This window comes from Rhizobium sp. CF122 (assembly GCF_000282035.1).
Taxonomy (GTDB): domain Bacteria; phylum Pseudomonadota; class Alphaproteobacteria; order Rhizobiales; family Rhizobiaceae; genus Rhizobium.
The window spans coordinates 1-17,972 of sequence record NZ_AKKA01000086.1 but is presented as its reverse complement, the minus strand read 5'-3'; the positions used below and the strand labels follow the sequence as shown (position 1 = coordinate 17,972).

General features: G+C 59.7%; 12 protein-coding genes and 2 pseudogenes. 5 read left to right on the top strand and 9 right to left on the bottom strand.

The features are described from left to right. Positions 1 to 41: 41 nt before the first annotated feature. The 4 genes from PMI09_RS22145 (at position 42) to otnK (ending at position 4,446) form a co-directional block, all read left to right on the top strand. On the top strand, positions 42 to 1,358 hold the full coding sequence (locus PMI09_RS22145) for an MFS transporter (protein ID WP_007799692.1): 1,317 nt from the start codon (positions 42 to 44) through the stop codon (positions 1,356 to 1,358). A gap of 69 nt (positions 1,359 to 1,427) precedes the next feature. Next, a complete protein-coding gene (ltnD, locus tag PMI09_RS22140) occupies positions 1,428 to 2,372 on the top strand; it encodes an L-threonate dehydrogenase (RefSeq protein ID WP_007799690.1) in 945 nt (314 codons plus the stop codon). Positions 2,373 to 2,385: 13 nt separating this feature from the next. After that, on the top strand, positions 2,386 to 3,162 hold the full coding sequence (gene otnI / locus PMI09_RS22135) for a 2-oxo-tetronate isomerase (RefSeq protein WP_007799688.1): 777 nt from the start codon (positions 2,386 to 2,388) through the stop codon (positions 3,160 to 3,162). A 3-nt stretch (positions 3,163 to 3,165) separates the two neighbouring features. Then, positions 3,166 to 4,446 (top strand): 3-oxo-tetronate kinase, encoded by a 1,281-nt coding sequence (gene otnK / locus PMI09_RS22130; RefSeq protein WP_007799684.1) that lies wholly within the window; start codon positions 3,166 to 3,168, stop codon positions 4,444 to 4,446. Positions 4,447 to 5,255: 809 nt separating this feature from the next. Here the strand turns inward: otnK and PMI09_RS22120 are convergent. The 9 genes and pseudogenes from PMI09_RS22120 to PMI09_RS32285 form a co-directional block, all read right to left on the bottom strand. Then, positions 5,256 to 6,560 (bottom strand): GGDEF domain-containing protein, encoded by a 1,305-nt coding sequence (locus tag PMI09_RS22120; RefSeq protein WP_007799681.1) that lies wholly within the window; start codon positions 6,558 to 6,560, stop codon positions 5,256 to 5,258. A 70-nt stretch (positions 6,561 to 6,630) separates the two neighbouring features. Next, positions 6,631 to 7,341 (bottom strand): transporter substrate-binding domain-containing protein, encoded by a 711-nt coding sequence (locus PMI09_RS22115; protein ID WP_244423803.1) that lies wholly within the window; start codon positions 7,339 to 7,341, stop codon positions 6,631 to 6,633. Between the two features lie 304 nt (positions 7,342 to 7,645). Next, positions 7,646 to 10,798: an efflux RND transporter permease subunit gene (locus PMI09_RS22110; RefSeq protein ID WP_007799676.1), complete on the bottom strand. Its 3,153-nt coding sequence runs from the start codon at positions 10,796 to 10,798 to the stop codon at positions 7,646 to 7,648. An 8-nt stretch (positions 10,799 to 10,806) separates the two neighbouring features. Next, a complete protein-coding gene (locus PMI09_RS22105; RefSeq protein ID WP_007799674.1) occupies positions 10,807 to 12,087 on the bottom strand; it encodes an efflux RND transporter periplasmic adaptor subunit in 1,281 nt (426 codons plus the stop codon). 12 nt (positions 12,088 to 12,099) lie between these two features. Continuing rightward, a complete protein-coding gene (hemA, locus tag PMI09_RS22100) occupies positions 12,100 to 13,446 on the bottom strand; it encodes a 5-aminolevulinate synthase (protein WP_007799672.1) in 1,347 nt (448 codons plus the stop codon). Positions 13,447 to 13,633: 187 nt separating this feature from the next. Then, positions 13,634 to 13,818: pseudogene (locus PMI09_RS32855) on the bottom strand (hypothetical protein); the annotation flags it as partial. Then, complete coding sequence (locus tag PMI09_RS22095; RefSeq protein WP_193385414.1) at positions 13,815 to 14,765, bottom strand: DoxX family membrane protein; 951 nt, start codon at positions 14,763 to 14,765, stop codon at positions 13,815 to 13,817. The pseudogene PMI09_RS32855 and the gene PMI09_RS22095, both read right to left, overlap by 4 nt. 1,855 nt (positions 14,766 to 16,620) lie before the next feature. Then, positions 16,621 to 17,202 carry an NADPH-dependent FMN reductase gene (locus PMI09_RS22090; protein WP_007799666.1) on the bottom strand — a complete coding sequence of 194 codons (582 nt, stop codon included), beginning with the start codon at positions 17,200 to 17,202 and terminating at the stop codon, positions 16,621 to 16,623. A gap of 128 nt (positions 17,203 to 17,330) precedes the next feature. After that, a pseudogene (locus tag PMI09_RS32285) lies at positions 17,331 to 17,554 on the bottom strand (acyl-CoA dehydrogenase family protein); the annotation flags it as partial. A gap of 190 nt (positions 17,555 to 17,744) precedes the next feature. Between PMI09_RS32285 and PMI09_RS22085 the strand changes: the two are divergent. Then, positions 17,745 to 17,972, top strand: a 228-nt coding sequence (locus tag PMI09_RS22085; RefSeq protein ID WP_007799665.1) for a type II toxin-antitoxin system Phd/YefM family antitoxin, incomplete at its 3' end; no start/stop codon positions are given.

Here is a 17,972-nt window from a genome sequence, read left to right as displayed (position 1 = left end):
AGGACCGACTGAGACCGCGGCAACAATTGGAGGAGAAAATCATGACGCTGCAGACGCAGGCGCCAGTCGATGGCGTGTACGCCGCACAGGCGGTGGAAGACCGTGCCTATGGCAAGGTATTCTGGCGCATCGTGCCCTTTTTGATGCTGTGCTACGTGGTCGCTTATCTCGACCGCGTCAATGTCGGTTTCGCCAAGCTGCAGATGTCGAGCGAGCTCGGCCTGTCGGAAGCCGCATACGGCGTCGGCGCAGGCATTTTCTTCATCGGCTATTTTCTGTTCGAAGTGCCGAGCAACATCATCATGAACAAGGTCGGCGCGCGGGTGTGGATCGCCCGCATCATGGTGACCTGGGGCATCATTTCCGCCGCCTTCATGTTCACCTCGTCGGAAACCGTCTTCTATGTCCTGCGTTTCCTGCTGGGCGTTGCGGAAGCCGGATTTTTCCCTGGTATCATTCTCTATCTGACCGCCTGGTATCCGGCCCATCGCCGCGCCAGGATCATCACGACGTTCATGTCAGCGATCCCGATATCCGCCATTTTCGGCAATCCGCTTTCGGGCCTCTTGATGGACAGTTTCCACGGTACGCACGGCCTTTCCGGCTGGCAGTGGATGTTCCTCATCGAGGCCATTCCAGCCCTCCTTTTCGGCGTCGCCACGTTCTTCTACCTTGATGATAAGATCGGTGACGCGAGATGGCTGAGCGATGAGGAAAAGCAGGTGCTGACGACGAATATCGAGGCGGAGAACAAGGCCAAGGTCGCAAGCCCGCACAGCATTGCCGGAACCCTGACGGACCGCCGCGTCTGGCTGATGTGCCTGATCTATTTCTGCTTCGTGCTCGGGCAATACGGCCTGAATTTCTGGATGCCGACCATCGTCAAGGCCTCGGGCGTCACCGGAAACCTGAACATCGGACTGATCTCTGCGATCCCCTATATCTGCACCTTCGTCGCCATGCTGGCGCTCGGTCGCTCCGCCGACCGGCTGCGCGAACGCCGGTGGCACCTCGTCATTCCCGCGCTCATCGCCGCTGGCGGCTTTGTCGCGGCGACTTCGGCGACAAGCACGACGGTCGCAATCGTCTGCCTCTCGCTGGCCGCTGCAGGCGCCATCAGCTGCGCGCCACTCTTCTGGTCGCTTCCGACCGCCTTTCTTGCTGGAACGGGGGCTGCGGCCGGTATTGCCTGGATCAACTCGGTCGGCAATCTCGCCGGGTTCCTCGGGCCGTTTCTGGTTGGCTATCTGAAGGACCTCACCGGCACCAACAGCGCTGGCATGTATTTACTGGCAGCAGCGCTGATCATCGGTTCGCTGGCCGTGCTGACGGTGCCTGCGCAAACCGTCAATCGCTAGATATCGACCCCTCCGGGTGGCCGCATCCGGAGGGGCAGCTTTTCCCTTACAAGACTGGAGAACATCGTCATGTCACCGCTTGCTGAAAACCCAGGCCCCGCCGTTGTCGCGGCCGTCATAGGTCTGGGTTCCATGGGGCTTGGAATGGCCCGATCGATGAAACGCGCAGGTCTCGACGTCGTCGGCTACGACATCACGCCTGCGGCGGTGGATCGCTTCGTCGCCGAGGGTGGCCGCGGCGCGGCCACGCCCGCCGGCGCGGCAGAAGGTGCCGATATCGTTGTTTCAGTCGTCGTCAACGGCGCGCAGACCGAGGCCGTCCTGTTCGGCCCCGAAGGCGTCGCGAAGACGATGAAGCCCGGTGCCGTCTTCGTCTCCTCGGCGACCATGGATCCGGCCGTCGCACGCGACCTGTCGCAACGGACGGAGGCGCTTGGGCACAATTATCTCGATGCGCCGATTTCGGGTGGTGCCGCCAAGGCGGCCAGCGGCGCCCTGACGATCATGGCATCCGGCTCCATGCAGGCGTTCGAAGCAGCCCGCCCCGGTCTCGACGCCATGGCCGGCAAGGTCTACGAACTCGGCGACGCGGCCGGAACGGGTGCTGCCTTCAAGATGATCAACCAGCTTCTCGCCGGCGTGCATATCGCGGCCGCCTGCGAAGCGATAACCTTCGCCGCCAGGCAGGGTCTCGATCTTAACAAGGTCTACGAGGTGATCACGGCTTCGGCCGGCAATTCCTGGATGTTCGAAAACCGCGTGCCGCATGTGCTGGCGGGAGACTATACGCCGCTAAGCAGCATCGAGATTTTCGTCAAGGACCTCGGCATCGTCCAGGACATGGCCCGCTCCGAGCGTTATCCGGTGCCGCTGGCGGCCGCGGCCCTGCAGATGTATCTGGCCGCTGCGGGTGCCGGCATGGGGCGTGACGACGATTCCTCGCTCGCGCGCCTCTACGCCCAGCTTTCGGGCGCTCAATTGCCCGGTGCGGCCAAAGAGCCGCAGAGCCTGTAAAGGGAACTTCACCATGCCGGTTTTCGCCGCCAACCTGACGATGATGTTCAACGAATGGCCCTTCCTCGACCGCTTCGACGCCGCGGCCGATGCCGGCTTTTGCGCCGTCGAATATCTCTTTCCCTATGAAGCCCCGCCGGAGGCGATCGCCGAACGGCTTGCCCGCAACAATTTGCAGCAGGCCTTGTTCAATCTGCCGCCGGGCGACTGGGCCGCCGGCGAGCGGGGTATCGCGGCGCTTCCAGGACGCTTCGAAGCATTGAAGTCGGATGTGGAGCGGGCGCTCGACTATGCGGCAGCGACGGGCGTGAAGCGGTTGCATCTGATGGCCGGTCTTGCCGATCCCCATGACGAGGACGCCGCCTCGTCTTACCGGCGCTCGGTCGCCTACGCTGCCGGGCGGCTTGCGGAGGAGGGCATCGACCTCCTGCTTGAACCGATCAATGGGCGAAACATGCCGGGATATTTCCTCAATGACTTCGGCGCCGCCGAGCGGCTGATCGCGGACCTCGGCCTGCCGAACCTGAAGCTCCAGTTTGACATCTATCACCGCCAGATCATCCATGGTGACGTGGTCATGGCCTTGCGCCGCCTCATGCCGATCACCGGCCATATCCAGATTGCCAGCGTGCCGTCACGCAACGAGCCGGACGGGGAGGAGCTCAACTATCCCTATCTGTTCGGCGAAATCGACCGCCTTGGCTATGACGGTTTCATTGGCTGCGAGTACATCCCGCGCGGCCACACACTGGACGGTCTTGGCTGGTTCAGACCTTTTGCACGGAGCTAGACAATGACTATATTGCTCGGATCGATCGCGGACGACTATACAGGCGCGTCCGACCTTGCCAACACGCTGACGAAAAACGGCCTGCGCACGGTGCAGACGGTCGGCATCCCCGATCCGTCGCTGGCGCTGCCGGACGTCGACGCGGTCGTTGTTTCCCTGAAGATCCGCTCGGTGCCTGCCTCGGACGCGGTAGCGGCCGCGAGTAAGGCGGAACGATGGCTGCGCGGGCGCGGCTCGGCCCATGTACTCTACAAGATCTGCTCGACTTTCGATTCCACCGATGCCGGCAATATCGGTCCGGTCACCGAGGCGCTAAGCGATGCCGCGGGCGGTGGCGTGGTGCTGGTGACGCCCGCCTTTCCGGAAACGGGCCGCACCGTCTATCTCGGCCATCTCTTCGTCGGCGGACAGCCACTGAACGAAAGCCCGCTCAAGGACCACCCCCTCAATCCGATGCACGACGCCAATCTCGTGCGCGTGATGGCCAGGCAATCGCGTGGATCAATCGGGCTGATCGACCTGCCGTCAATTGCGGCGGGACCGGATACGCTCAGAGCCCGGCTCGAGGTCCTGCGCGAGGCAGGTGTCAGGTCGGCGATAGCCGATGCGGTCTTCGAACGCGATCTCGAGACGCTCGGCGAGATCGCGCTGGAAACGCCGGTGTCCACCGGCGCGTCGGGCCTCGGGCTTGGCCTTGCCCGCGCACTTGTCCGCTCAGGTCGAGCCTCTGCCGGCGGCACTATAACGGCGGACGCCATTCGCCCCGTCGGCGGGCTTTCGGCGATCGTCGCCGGCAGTTGCTCCAGAGCGACGCTCCGGCAGCTTGAGGTCGCCGAACGATCGATGCCGGTTCTGCGGCTCGACCCGGAGCGGCTGCTTGCCGGTCCAGATGAGATTGCCGCGGCGATTTCGTGGGCTGGAGACCGCATCTCGACCGGTCCGGTTGTCGTCGCCGCGAGTGCTGCGCCGGAAACCGTTTCCCGGCTGCAAGCGCAATACGGACGCGACGCCTCCGGCCATGCGATCGAAACCGCAACCTCGATCATCACCGCCGAACTGGTGGCAAGAGGCGTGCGGCGCCTGGTCGTTGCCGGCGGCGAAACCTCGGGTGCCGCCGTCGACAGGCTCGCCATTCCGGCATTTCTGATCGGCCCGGAGATCGCGCCTGGCGTGCCGGTCTTGCGCACGATCGGCAATGCGCAGGGCGATATGCTGCTGGCGCTGAAATCGGGAAACTTCGGAGGCGAGGATTTCTTCACGGCGGCGTTGGCGATGATGCACTGAGCAAGATACCGAAGTGCAGGATAATGCAGCCGTGTATGAGATCTAGGAGAACGCGCCTTAAAAGGGCTTTGAACCGCCCTTTAGCCGAATTCGACAATTCCGTGAAGTCCGTGTCAAAATTCCGAAAATTCGCGGCGGGCTACATTGAGGCGCTCTCGAGCTTTCAAGTCCCGTTCGTTCAGTTCATGAACCAGATCGTCAACTTCGTGTGCTGGCAGGCCGTCGAGAGGAATACCTCGGGCGTAAACGGGCCATCCCGTGAAGGTGTCAACGACAGCCCACCTTGCTGCGACCTTCGCGCTCCTACCTACCTGATAACGAAGGGGCGGCGTGTCGGGCTTAATAGGGGAAATGTAGTGTGACGGGGCTTTGTTAGCAGGAGTATCTGAACGATCCACAACCAGCATTCCTTTCCCCAAGGGTGGGATACTGAGAGGAGAACCTTCGTTGGGGGACGGTTTGCACCTGTTCCTATGGGGCGAAGGCTCCCCCCTATCCCGCCCCTTGGGGCAGGACGGCTGCAGAGTACAGGATTGAAGTTGAGTTGCTAGTGGGACTTAAGTCCGAGTAAGCGCCACTGCAAAACCGGCTGACAGAAATGTAAAATCACGCGACGGCTACATCTCTTTTGCTCGAGGCATCGGTGAGCAGCGCGATCACCGCGAAGACACGCGGATCGTGGGCGTTCAGAGAGGAGTAGCTCATTTTTGCTTCTGCAACGAAATGTGTAGTGAAAGAGACATTATCCCATCGATGTTTGGAGGATATTGCCGCCGGACGCTTTCGCCGGCGCGGCAAAGGCGATTGTTCTATGACCTCAGATGCGATTGGCGCGCGGTCGCGTCATTTGACAGCTCGCTATAAGCAACAGCGCAATCTCGTCCGGACCTTTTTGCCGCATAGAGCGCGCGGTCCGCTTTCTCCATAAGGTCCGAAGGATCGTCCGCACTGGAGGTTGTGAATGAGACACCCACGCTGCCTGTGAAACGAATTGTGTTTCCGTCAACGCCCGTTGTTTCAAGTTGCGCGATTTTCTTGCAGAGGAAGCGGGCGTATTCTGCCGCATGATCGGCGCAGGGAGCATCGTAGACAACCACGAATTCTTCGCCACCAAACCTTGCCGCGAGCGGGTTAGATAGATCCGGAATGTTGGCCAGTAGGTCTGACAGCGATTTGAGACAACGGTCTCCGGTCGGATGCCCGAATCGATCGTTGATGGCCTTGAAGTGATCAATGTCGATGAGCAAGATCGCGGTTCCTGTCTCCGACGTTGACCTGAGGATCGACGCCGCTAGAAATTTCTCGAACATCCGTCGGTTCGCCAGGCCTGTTAGCGGATCCTTTTCAGCCAGCACTTGCAACACCAGGTTCGTTCGCCGCAGTTCAGACGCGGTGCTTCCATAAGAAATGACTGCATCGCCAATGAGCGCGAGCTCCTTGAGTTTTGGCCGGTCCGTTGTGGCCTTTAAGACTTGGTCCTTCTCGATCCGATCGAGATTCACGATGGCCGCGACAATCGGGGCGGTCAAATGCCTGCGGGCAAGAGCGAGCAGCATCGCCACAAGGATTGCCGGGATAGTGAGGAAAACGATTACCAGGTAACGGACTTCTACTGCGCGTTCTTGTATTCCCGCCGCGATGTCGTCGGCGACGAAAGCGGAGTTGTCACTTGTCTCCTTTGCCATCTTCTCGATGATCCGCATGGCCTCCTCGTAGGCCGAGAGGTCGGCGAGCGATTGGCTGGATTCCAGCTGACCGCCGGCCCGTTGCGCCGCTTGATCGCGACGCTGCTGATGAGCGGAGACGATCGACTTGGCAAGACCGGCAACTTTCTTTGAACCGTCGATCAGGATTGGCGAGCCGTCGAAACCAAAACCTTGAGCTAGGGCCTGTATCTGAAGCTGAAGTTGCCGCTCGAGACGCCGATCGTTGGTGAGAAAGACCGCCCTTACGAGGGAAGACATTCTTTCGATCTTAACTGCGTTGCGTGTCTGGGAGAGGATGAGAGGAATCTGCTTCTCTCGGGTTTCGATCGCTTCATGTTCAATTCGCGTTAGCAAAAGAGCTGCGCCTATCGCGGCCACCGTGCAATAGGCGACGACGACTGCGAGCAAGATCCTTCCAGCAGACTGAAGCGAGATGTTCCACGATGAAGCAGCCTTAGGTTCCTTCAAGTCTACGTCCCTAGTAAATGCTGAAGGGGAAGTACTGGTCGTTGATTCTATCGTAGACCCCGTTGAGCTTGATCTGCTTCAAGGCGTCGTTCACTCGAGCGATCAGTTCCACGTTGCCTTTTTGCGCAGCAATATGAGCCGAACTTTGTAGAAATTCGCTCGAAATCGGATCGCCGACGTATCCGTATGCAGAACCCTTCCCCGTCTCCATGAAACTCAGAAGTTCGATGGCGTCGCCAATCAAAAGATCAGCCTTGTTCTCTTCAAGCAGCTGCTGTGCCGACGGTTGATCCTTGGCCAAGACGAGAACGCTTTGTGTGTATGCCTGCTTCACGTAGTCAGCCTGAATTGTTCCCTCGGCGGCGGCGATACGGACACCGGTGAGCGCGGTCGGCGAGCTATCTGTGAACTTGTCGGCGTCACCAACGAGCACAGAGTGGGATCGATAGTACGGGGCTGAAAATTCGACGCGTGCGGCGCGTTCCTTTGTGTAGGCCATGCTGGCAACGATCAAATCGTACTTGTCTGCCTCAAGCCCGTCGATGATCTTTGGCCACTCGACGGTCTGGAACGTGCATTCGCTCTTGAGCTGTTCGCAGAGCGCTTTAGCAATATCCACGTCGAACCCTTTAAGCGTTCCGTTCTGGTCGATGAGATTGAAGGGCGGATACGCGCCCTCGGTGGCAATCCGGAGCCGCTCGGCCGCGTTGGCCGCCGACATGGCGGTCAGCAGTGCGACAACGGCTATGACTGAAGTGCGCATCATGAAGTTTCTCCAATAAGATCATCATGATGATGCAAAATGCCTAATGAACTGCTGATGCGACCTTGGCGATTTGATGATTTGAATAAAGAACAAGGGTGGTACCAAATCTCTTTGGGCCGCCACGCTCAAAACACTCAGCCACCGCCGTCCATTTGCATCGCCTCAGAGCGATCGCACATTGGAAGGCCGTCACCGGGACGACCTGAGCCAAGCAACTGCCAAAAGCCTCCTTGGCCAAGCTGACCTGACGTCACCCTTCTTACGGCTTATCGTTGTTCGGCTGGTCAAGCCGCAGCCGCCGTGGGTGCTGGCCTAAGCAATGGCCGGTGATCAGGGCGCCAACCCTGTGGACCTGTAGGAAGAGTGCGGGCACGAACACCAGCGACAAGAGCGTCGAGGCGACAAGGCCGCCGATGACGAAGATCGCCATGGGCGCACGGAATGCACCACCATCGCCAACCCCGAGGGCGACAGGCACCATGCCGGCGGCCATGGCAGCCGTGGTCATGACAATCGGGCGAAGGCGCTGCTCGGCGGCCAGGACGACGGCATCGCGCGGCGGCGCGCCCGCGTCAATCATCCGACTGGCCAGGTCCACGATCAAAATAGCGTTCTTGGCAACGATTCCCATGAGCATCAGGGCTCCGATCAAGACCGGCATTGTCACGCCATGGCCGGTTGCGGCCAGCGCGACGAGCCCTCCAGACAGTGATAGCGGCAGGGACAGGAGGATGGTCAGTGGCTGGAACGGGCTGCCGAAAAGCACGAAGAGAATGACGAAAACAAAGGTCGATCCGAGAATAGTCGCTTCAACGAAGCTTGCGAAGAAGTCTTCCATCGAGCGTGTTTCCCCGGCTGTTTGCAGGCGTATACCGGCCGGCAGCGGATGTCGCTCGATCCATGATTGCAGTTGCGCAAGTGCCGTTCCGGGCGAGGCGGTCTCGGCCAAATCGGCGTTAAGTTCGATGCGGCGCAGCCCGTCCTGGCGCAGGATCAGCGCCGGCCCGTACCCTTCCACGATGCGGGCAACCGCCCCCAGCGGAACCACCTTTCCATCTGCGGTGCGCAATGGCATGAGCTCAATGAGGGATGAGTCTGCGCCTGATCTGCGGACCTCAACACGAACAGGAACGTTCCGGCCGTCGATCTGGATGGAACCGAGCGCCCGATCCCTGTCGCCCATCGTTGCGACACGCAATGCGTTCGATAGCGAGTCGAGCTTAAGTCCCATAGCGGCGGTAAGGTCGAGGTCCGGAATGACCTGAAGCTCTGCCCTGTGCGTAGTGCCGGATGATGTCGCGTCACGGATTGAAGGCATGGACGCCATGGAGGACGCGAGCCACTCTCCCGCGCGCTCCAACGCCACCGCATCCTGTGACAGCAACGAGACAGTGAACTGTCGCCCCCCCGTCAGGCTAACCTGGCTGATGCGAATGTCGGCGATGGACCTCAATTTTCGGGTGATGTCAGAAGCGATGGCTTGGCGCGTTCGCGCTCGGTGGGCCGGGTCTGTCAGCGCGAGCTGGACGGCGATCGACTGCAGGTTCGCCAGTCGGGCGGCGGAAGCCCTATAGGCGTAGACATGTACGACCTCGCTGTCAGAGGCGAGCAATCTGGCGATTTCGCTGGATTTCTCACGCATTGCGGCATTGCTCGTGCCGCCTGCCATCTCGATTGCAAATTTGAGCCGCGTTCCATCCTCTTCCGGAATGAAGCCACGTGCCAAGCCCGGAAGGACGAAGAGGGCGGCCCATGCAAGCGATGCGATCCCCAGGCCGATCGTGACAAAGGACATGTCGATGGCTATGGCGTATCGGGGAGGTAGGTCCGCGTGGGATCGTCCAAGCGCAATCCGATGACGGCCGGTCGCGAACCTGAGGAGCCTGGAATAGCGGCCTTCAGTGGGCAAGGCAGGGGTACTTGGATCAGGCGTACTCGGCCGGAGCAATCTCGAGGCGAGCAGCGGCGTTATAAGACGGGCCACCAGCAGAGATGCCAGTGTTGCCGCTGCCACTGTCAAGCCGAACTCGCGAAAATATTGACCGGGCGTGCCCCCGATCATGGCGAGCGGCGCGAAGACGGCAACGATCGTCAATGAGATTGCGATAACCGAGCTGCCGATCTCTTCCGTCGCGTCGATGACCGCCTGATGCGGCGCCTTTCCCATTTCAAGGTGCCGCGCCGTATTCTCGATCTCGACGATGGTGTCATCGACAAGGAGGCCGATCGCCAACGTCAGTCCGAGCAGCGAGACGAGGTTCAGCGAGAAACCGAGTGCGTCCATGATGAAGAAGGTCGGGATCACTGCGAGTGGCAGGCTGATTGCGGCGATCATGACGGAACGCCAGTCCTTCAAGAAGAAAAACAGCACCGCAATCGTGCAGATGGCGCCTTCGAGCATGGCATGCATCGTGCTTGCGGCATTGTTGCGCGTGTAGCTGGCGTTCTCGTCCAGCAGCGTGAACTGCAAACGCGTGTCCTTGCTGGCCAAGTCATCGACCGCTGTGCGTATGCGGTTGAATGTTTCGACCTCGTTTGCGCCTTTCTCCGTGAAGAAGGACAGGGCCAGGATCGGTTCGCCGTCCAGTTGGGCGAAGCCTCCGGCGTCGACCCAGCCATCCTCAACGCGCGCAACATCCGAAAGCCTCAAGCCGGCACCGTTGGTATCCGGCAGTGCGACGCTGGCCAGCGCGGCAATGCCCGTCAGTGCCGATACGGTCCTTATTGGTCGATCGAATTCGTTGGCCGATACAATGCCGGCCGAGGCGTTGGTAATGGCGGTGCGAAGTGTAGCGCCGACAGCGTCGGCGGATAGCCCACGAGCGAGCATCTCGTCAGGGTCGAGCCAAACCCGAACCTCGCGGGCGTCGCCGCCTCGCAGCACGACCTTGCCGACGCCGCGAATTCGCTCGAATCGACGTAGCACATCGTCGTCAAGAACGCGGTCGAGCGCTTGGAAAGACATTGCGTTCGACCGCACGGCGAAGGTCGCAACGGCGATCTCGCGCAGGTTCGATAGCGCAATTGCCGGTTCCTCGATCGCCGCGGGAAGGTCGCCACGCATCGAAAGCATTGCACGATCGGTCCGTTCAAGCGCCACCTGAGGATCAATGGCGGCGTCGAACTCTAAATTGAACGTGACCGCGCCATCCTCGATGGCTGTATCCAGTCGGCGAATGCCGTCTAGTCTCAACAAGACATCTTCGCATTTCTGGGCAACATCGTATTCGAGATCGCTGGCGGATGCTGCCTGCTGCCGAAGCACAACCTTGACGATAGGCGATTCCATTTCGGGGAAACGGCTGATCGGCAACGCGCGCAGCGACAGAAGGCCCATCACCACCAGAAGAACGAAGATCGCAATACTATAGGCGGGGCGTTCGATCGACCAGCGGGAAAGGTTGAACGACATGCGCGACCTCACCTGTTCGAGGCAAGAACGGCGGCGGCGGGCACTGGTCTCACGTGCGTACCTACCTGGACGATTCCGCCAGCGCGCAGCACGACCTGCTCCCCTTCAGTCAGACCTGACAGAACCTGGATCTGCTCTGCTGTGCGCTCCCCTGTCACCACGCTTCGTCTCTCCACGATGCCCGAAATCACGACATCCACGTGTGCTCCCTCCGGCGCCTGGTGGATTGCGGTGAGCGGCAAGACCACCGACGTGCCTTCGATATAGGGAAGCTCGGCGCGGGCGAACGCTCCGATTTTCAAGGCCTCGGATTGGGGAAGGGCAAGACGAAGGCGCGCCATCCTGGTGGACGGATCGACGCTCGGCGAGACATGTCGCAGCGTGCCGGAGACGGTTGTGCCCATCCCCTGGATGGTGACGACGGCGGGCGAATGGGGCTGAATTCGCCCGACGATACGCATTGGCACCAATGCCTCGAACTCGATCACGCCCTCCTTGACAAGCCGGAAAAGCGGCGCGTCACTGGAGGCGATATCGCCGAGCCTTGCGATCCGCTCGGTCACGATGCCGGCGGCCGGTGCCCTGACGCGGGTCCGTTCGAGTTGGGCCATTAGTTCTCGGCGTTTGACATAGGCGATCGCGCGTTCGGCAACGGCAACGCGTTTCGTTTGGTGCGCCGTTCGCAGCTTGGCGTTGGCCACTTTCACGTCGGCCTCACGCTGCTCGAGGACATCGAGCGACGTCACGCCGCTACGAGACAGAGGCTGGGTCCTTTCGAGCGCCTTCTGCGCCAGGTCTAGATTGGCTTCTTCGAGAGCGATCGCGCTTTCGCTCTGCAGTAGAAGCGCATTCGCCCGTTCGATCTCAACGTCGTTCATCGAGACAGCGATTTCGTCGAGGTCCGACGACAGGATGGCGAGCACTTGTCCTTCCCGCACCTTGTCGCCTTCGTCCACGAGGACGGCTTCAATTTTGGCATGTTGGCTTTCGGTGCCGACGGACACTTCCTCGCGCGCAACGAGCGACCCCGAGACGAATGCGCGCGTTTCAAGACGACGGCGTTCGGCGGCGACCGTGGTGACGGTGACGGTCGGTGCGCCGCCAGCACCCGGCACTGCACGCGGGGGTGAGCCCGCCCCCTTGCCGACAAGAAGAGGGCTGACGAGGATAGCCACGACAATTGTCGCAAGTGCGGTCGCGGTTGCAGCTTTTCGCAGCAAGGTTGCGCGGCGAAGTACTCTACTGTCGGGCGGGGCCGATGTGTTCGTCCATGGCCGTCTGATGTTCATGACGACACCTCTCTACGCCCGGGGGTGAGCCTCCAGCATGGCGCGGTCGCTGCTCATCGCCAGGAGCTGGCGGCAGGCCGTGCACATAGCCGGCTCCTTAGGGCGCCAAGCATGTGCCGGCGCTGCCTGAGGCATTTTCACGCGAGTCCTTGGGGCCCGGACAAGGCCGGTCTGCTCCCACACCTCATCCAGTGCCTCGACGAGTTGTTCGATGTCACCACGGCTATGAAGAGGGGAGGGGGTGATGCGCAGTCTTTCCGTACCGCGCGGAACCGTGGGATAGTTGATTGGCTGGATATAGATGTCGAAATCGTCGAGTAACCGATTGGCGACGGTCCGGCATTTCACGGGGTCGCCAACCATTACCGGCACGATGTGGCTGGGATTGGCGCGGTGGGGAATGCCCCGGTCGTCGAGACGCTCGCGCAGCAACCGAACGCGATCCTGCTGCGCTTTTCTTTCCCATTGGCTTTCCTTCAGGTGCCGCACCGAGGCGAGCGCACCGGCCGCCAGCATCGGCGGAAGCGCCGTCGTAAAGATGAAGCCGGACGCGAAAGAGCGCACGAAGTCGATGACGGGCGCGCTTGAGGCGATGTATCCGCCAATGACCCCAAATGCCTTGCCGAGCGTGCCCTGGATGATTGTCAGACGATTCATGACCCCGTCGCGTTCCGCGATCCCTGCGCCACGCCGACCGTAGAGACCGACGGCGTGGACTTCATCCAGATAGGTCATGGCGTCATATTGCTCGGCAACGTCGCACAGTTCGGCAATCGGCGCGATGTCTCCGTCCATCGAATAGACCGACTCGAAGGCGACGAGCTTTGCGCGGTCGGGTTCGACCTCGCGCAGACAGCGCGCCAGGTCGTCCGGGCAGTTATGCTTGAAAATCCGGTACTCGGCGCGGGAATGGCGAATGCCCTCAATCATCGAGGCATGATTGCCGGCATCGGACAATACGACGCAGTTCGGCAGCTTCGCGGCCAGCGTCGACAGAGCCGCCCAGTTGGAGACATAGCCCGACGTGAACAGCAGGGCGGCCTCCTTGTCGTGAAGGTCGGCCAATTCGCGCTCCAGCAAGACGTGACTATGATTGGTGCCGGCGATGTTGCGCGTGCCGCCGGCGCCTGTGCCTGACAGATCGATCGAACGATGCATGGCTTGCCGGACCTTGTCGTTCTGTCCCATGCCGAGATAGTCGTTGGAACACCAGACGATGACGTCGCGCACGCGCTCGCCGTCGTGATAGCGGGCACGCGGAAAGGCGCCCGCCACTCTTTCTATGTCCGCGAAGACGCGATAGCGCCCTTCCTGACGGAGCCCATCCAGGGCGTTGCTGAAGAACGCGCTGTAGTCCATTGCCCCTCCTCGGTCGGCTCCTCTCCTCGACGCGCGAGGTTGCCGGCATTCGCACTTCGACCCTCCTGTATCGTAGGGATGTTACGGTCTCACAGACATAGACCTAGGTTGAACGAAGTGTGCGACATAGGCCGCCATCGGGCGAGACCAAAGTCCGACATCGGGAATTGGAACGTCGTCGTATTTGCTGCGCAATCATGGCTTGGCTCGCTTCGAGCAAGATGAAGATTGCTGAGATCTGTAGGAAAAAAGCCATCGACGCCAATGAGGTGTGGATCGGATTCCTCGCCACGCCACGGTCAGGACCGCAATCACGGACAAGGTCGCGAACAGAAGAAAGACCCCCGTCCATGTGTGTTCAAAGGCCGTCACTTTGTCATCGCCAGGTGGTGTCCAGCGTGCGCTGATATTTGCGTCGGCGTGTCGCGACCATAAAGAACCGCATGTAAATTCCAGTAGGTTGGCGCCAGGATCGCCAAGGCAGCAATGAACCCGATGGGTGCACCGACGATCGCTCGTCGGAAACCCGGAGCAATTTGGATCTCGCGAGACGGGTCGATCGCCGCAACCACCAGCATCATTGTGATCAGACCGTGGCCAACGAAGTCCAGTCGTCCAAATGGTATGACGGCCGCATTGAAGATGATCAGGAGTGTTATGGCAGAAAACCGCCGCACGATAGGTGTCCAGATCAATCCGAGGCCGAGGACAAACTCGACGACACCTGCCATCGGCAGAAATACATCCGTCGGCATCCCGAAGGTCAGGAACGGTTTCTCCTGCGCCAGCGGATAGAACCAGTCCGGATAGGCGAACTTTTCAAGGCTGGAGCGCATCAGTGTAATGGCGATCGCAAAGCGCAGAATGGTGAAACGCTGTTCTTGCCACGAAGACCCCTCAAGCGAGAACGACACGAGATAGCCGGCAACGCCAAGGGCAAGCACAAGATAGTCGAGTAGATGAAAGAGCTGATACTCATAAAGCGCCGTACCCCAGAGCGCGAGTATCCCAATGGCGGAAAGCCACATCGTTCGGCGCGAGAAGAGGCCGGCTGCGATAAGCAACTGTGCCCACGAGACCCATTCCGAGCGCGTTCTTAGATCCGGCGTAAGATAGACACCGCCAACAACGAAGATTGCGATGAAGAAGGCTGCCGTCGCGGCGCGGACGAAGTCGTCAGCCCGGTTCCACAATGGTGCTGCCAGACGGTCCATGGCCATAAGTATCCTATCGCCGACGACTGTGCGCTCGACGGCGACGGTGATAGCGAAGAGCGGGATCGCGATCGCGACGGCAAGCCAGAACCAGATGCTCGTCAAGGTTTCCGCAAATGGTCGTGAGGCTGATGCTATGTCAAACGGCGCAAACCATTTGACATGAGCCTCGGCCAGCGTGGGCGTTCCCGTGCTAACCATGATCGCCGCGGCAGCTTGCCCAAATCGTCCTAAGGGAATTTCGCCCCTGTTCATTCGATAACAGGTCACACGCATCACACCCCCTTTGCGGTGGCTGCCGTGGCCGGGCTGGTTCTTTCCAGACCAACGTCCGGCCTGATTTGCCTGAAGCTGCCATTGCGGCGCCGTACGTCTTTTCAGCCGCGCAAGCGTCGCTGCAACAGTTTGAACCACTGCCTGGTTTTCGTCCTTAAATCGGCTCCGATTTAAGGAACCAGGCAGCGGCTGGCGCCGACGAAGGCGGCGCCACGGTATGCGCAAAAATGATCTATCGAGCAGTCCGCCGTCGGGACTGGCGATCCTAGCTGGGAAATGGGTCGGCATCCGCGATCTTGCCGTGGAGAAAGGATCGCCAGAAGCCGGTCCAATGGGAACGGCGGAAGGTCCAGCAAGTTTTGCGACTTTCGTCGCGGCCGCTATACGGCCTTCCGTCCTAGGGAATCAGGCGAGACACTGCGTAGTGTCTTCGAAGCTTTATACTCTGCAACTCCTGGGCGTCAAAACACTTGAGCTTAGCAACCGACAATCGCGCGAGAAAGCCTTTAAGTCGGAAGGCAAGGCCCTCGTCACTTCTGACCCTCAATGAAAGGAAGAAGCAGCAAGTGTGCAACGATCCGGCGACGAGAATGTGTTTTTGAGCGGTCGCCAGAAAATCTGCGACCAGCCGGCATGAAGCTCCGGGACGAATATTCAATCGCTGCTGTTTAAGGTCAACGCTCAGACCGAAGAAAGCCTCGCGATGCTGGCGGGGCCAGTCGTCGACGGGTTGCGTATGGATACCCCCACGGATTCTGTCGAAACCTATCCGGATTCGCTCGCGTTCCTCGGGTGTATCACCAGTTCAACGCCCACCAGAGAAGCGCACCTGCTGCAGTCAGAACAGCCAGGACGTAGAAAATTCGCGCGGCCATTGATTCTCCGAAAGGTTTAAAGATCGGAGGGTGCAACCTTTGATGGGCGAGGTCAAGCGCCGGAGAAGGCTGCGCTATGGTATTTTTCCGGCAGGCCGCTGATGTCCAGGTCGGACGTAGGCACCGCGTTTGTTCCACGCAAACCTGGCTGTTCGCACGAACGTCGTAGCCCCTTTACATTGCTGCATGGGTAGAGAACTCGTCACGGCAGCTCGAGGGCCGGAAGCCTCAAAATAGGACTGCACCTCATCTTCAAGCTCGGTGCAGAGTCGCACGTTTCTAATGTTGAATCAGCGGATTTTTTTGATGTCGTGTGTTGTCGGGATTTAAATTCTAACTATCGGAAAGCTAACTATCATATTGTATATATTGCAATTTATTCTTCCATCACTTTCTCGCCAATGGAGGCTATGCGTGCGCAGGCAGCAATGTAGGCACTCCGTCCAGATTGAGAAGCAGCGGCGACGTCCAAAGCGCGATTTGGTCCTTTTGACGAGCTGTGATGAACAGCGGGGGTTCGCGTCCTCGCTCGAATGCCAGGCTGTTGATGCGGATTTCCCTCTCCAAATCGCGTGGCAACGTCTTCTCCGTAACGCATTCCGGGGAGAGCCGGAGTTCGACGCCGGGAATATCGCCTCAATGCCGCAGAGTGATGCGGTATCCTGACTGGCAACGCCATTGGGCGAGCGATCCACCCGCCACGATCCGTCCCTTGCAACCCGGACCAGCCGGTCAGATCACAGCGCAAAGTGACGTTTTGACTTTGCACCAGAGAGGTCATTCCAATTTCCCCACGAAGCCGGTGGCGATCAGGCCCTTGCCGGCCGAGTACTTATTCCGCTGCAATTGCGTCTGCTGCGGAGCGCGCCTGCACGAGGATGGAGGCCTCCGCCAGCGCCTGGTTTACGCGACCGAGTATAGCCGTTGACGGTTTGCCATCGGTGAAATCGCGGCTCGAGGCGTAGATTGCCGTTGGCAGAACAAGCCTCAAAGAAAGCGAATTGGGGGCGATGTTGATGCTCGACAACGAGCAGTGTCGATCGCCCCTGCCGGTTGCCGTCAGGATGACGGGTTTTACCGCGCAAGTCTGCTGGATCCAGGAGATCGAAGTCATGCTTGAACAGGCCCGTGTAACTCCCTTTGTAGGTTGGAGAACCGATGACGAGCGCTTCGGCCTCGACGATTGTTTGGATCACCTTTCTTGCGGCCGGATCGAGGTCCGCCACCGACCTTGCGGCCGCCAGCGATGTGTCGAGGTCTTCGACGTCGAAGACGGTATGCTGCAGGCCGGCCTGCTTCGCCAGTGAAGCTGCTAGGCTCTCCGCGAAACGCCTGGTGCGCGACGGGCGGGAGATATTTCCCGAGAAGCCGACGATCAGATCATTGCTCATCTAAATTCCTTCTGCGAGTTCGTCTCGGTCATGCAAAGCAGGTTGCAGACCAGGGGCGGATGCCTCATGCACAAACGATCAGAACGGCATGAGATCTACGGCGGTAATCGGGTGAGGCTCCTGTTTCGTTAGGCTGTTTTGACCACGGCGAGCCCGGTCGGATAGCTCAAGGGGTGGCTTCCCGATTCCATCGATCGAACGCGGTCCGGCCTAGCATCGAAATAGATGTATCTTCCTGCGGCGCATGGACGAGCACGGATTGGACATCCCTGAAATGCCGTTCAAGCCCCAGGTCGGCGCTAAGGCCCGGATTGCCGATGCCGCGTACCGCGATCTGTACGGCGTCGCGTAGCAGTTTTCTCAAACGTTATACTTTGACGGCTTTGCGTGCGTATGGTGGTGTATGTTTGTTATATAAAACAATCTCTTGGGCCGCCATTTTTCGGCCTTCGGTTCGATCCGCATCAAGGCGGCTATCTTGGATATTGCTCTACAGTCAATAACATCATATATGTAGGTATGTTCCTACATGGAGACATTCTATGAGCACCACAAGTTTGTCTAGCCGGGAATTGAACCATGACGTCAGTAGGGCAAAGAAGGCTGCCAAAAAAGGACCTGTAATTATTACAGATCGCGGGAAGCCGTCCCATGTGTTGATGACGTACAGCGAATTCGAGCGCTTGACCGGCAAGCGCCGGAATCTCGTCGATGCTCTTTCAATGCCTGGTTTGTCGACGATCGAATGGGAGCCACTGAGAGCCGAAATT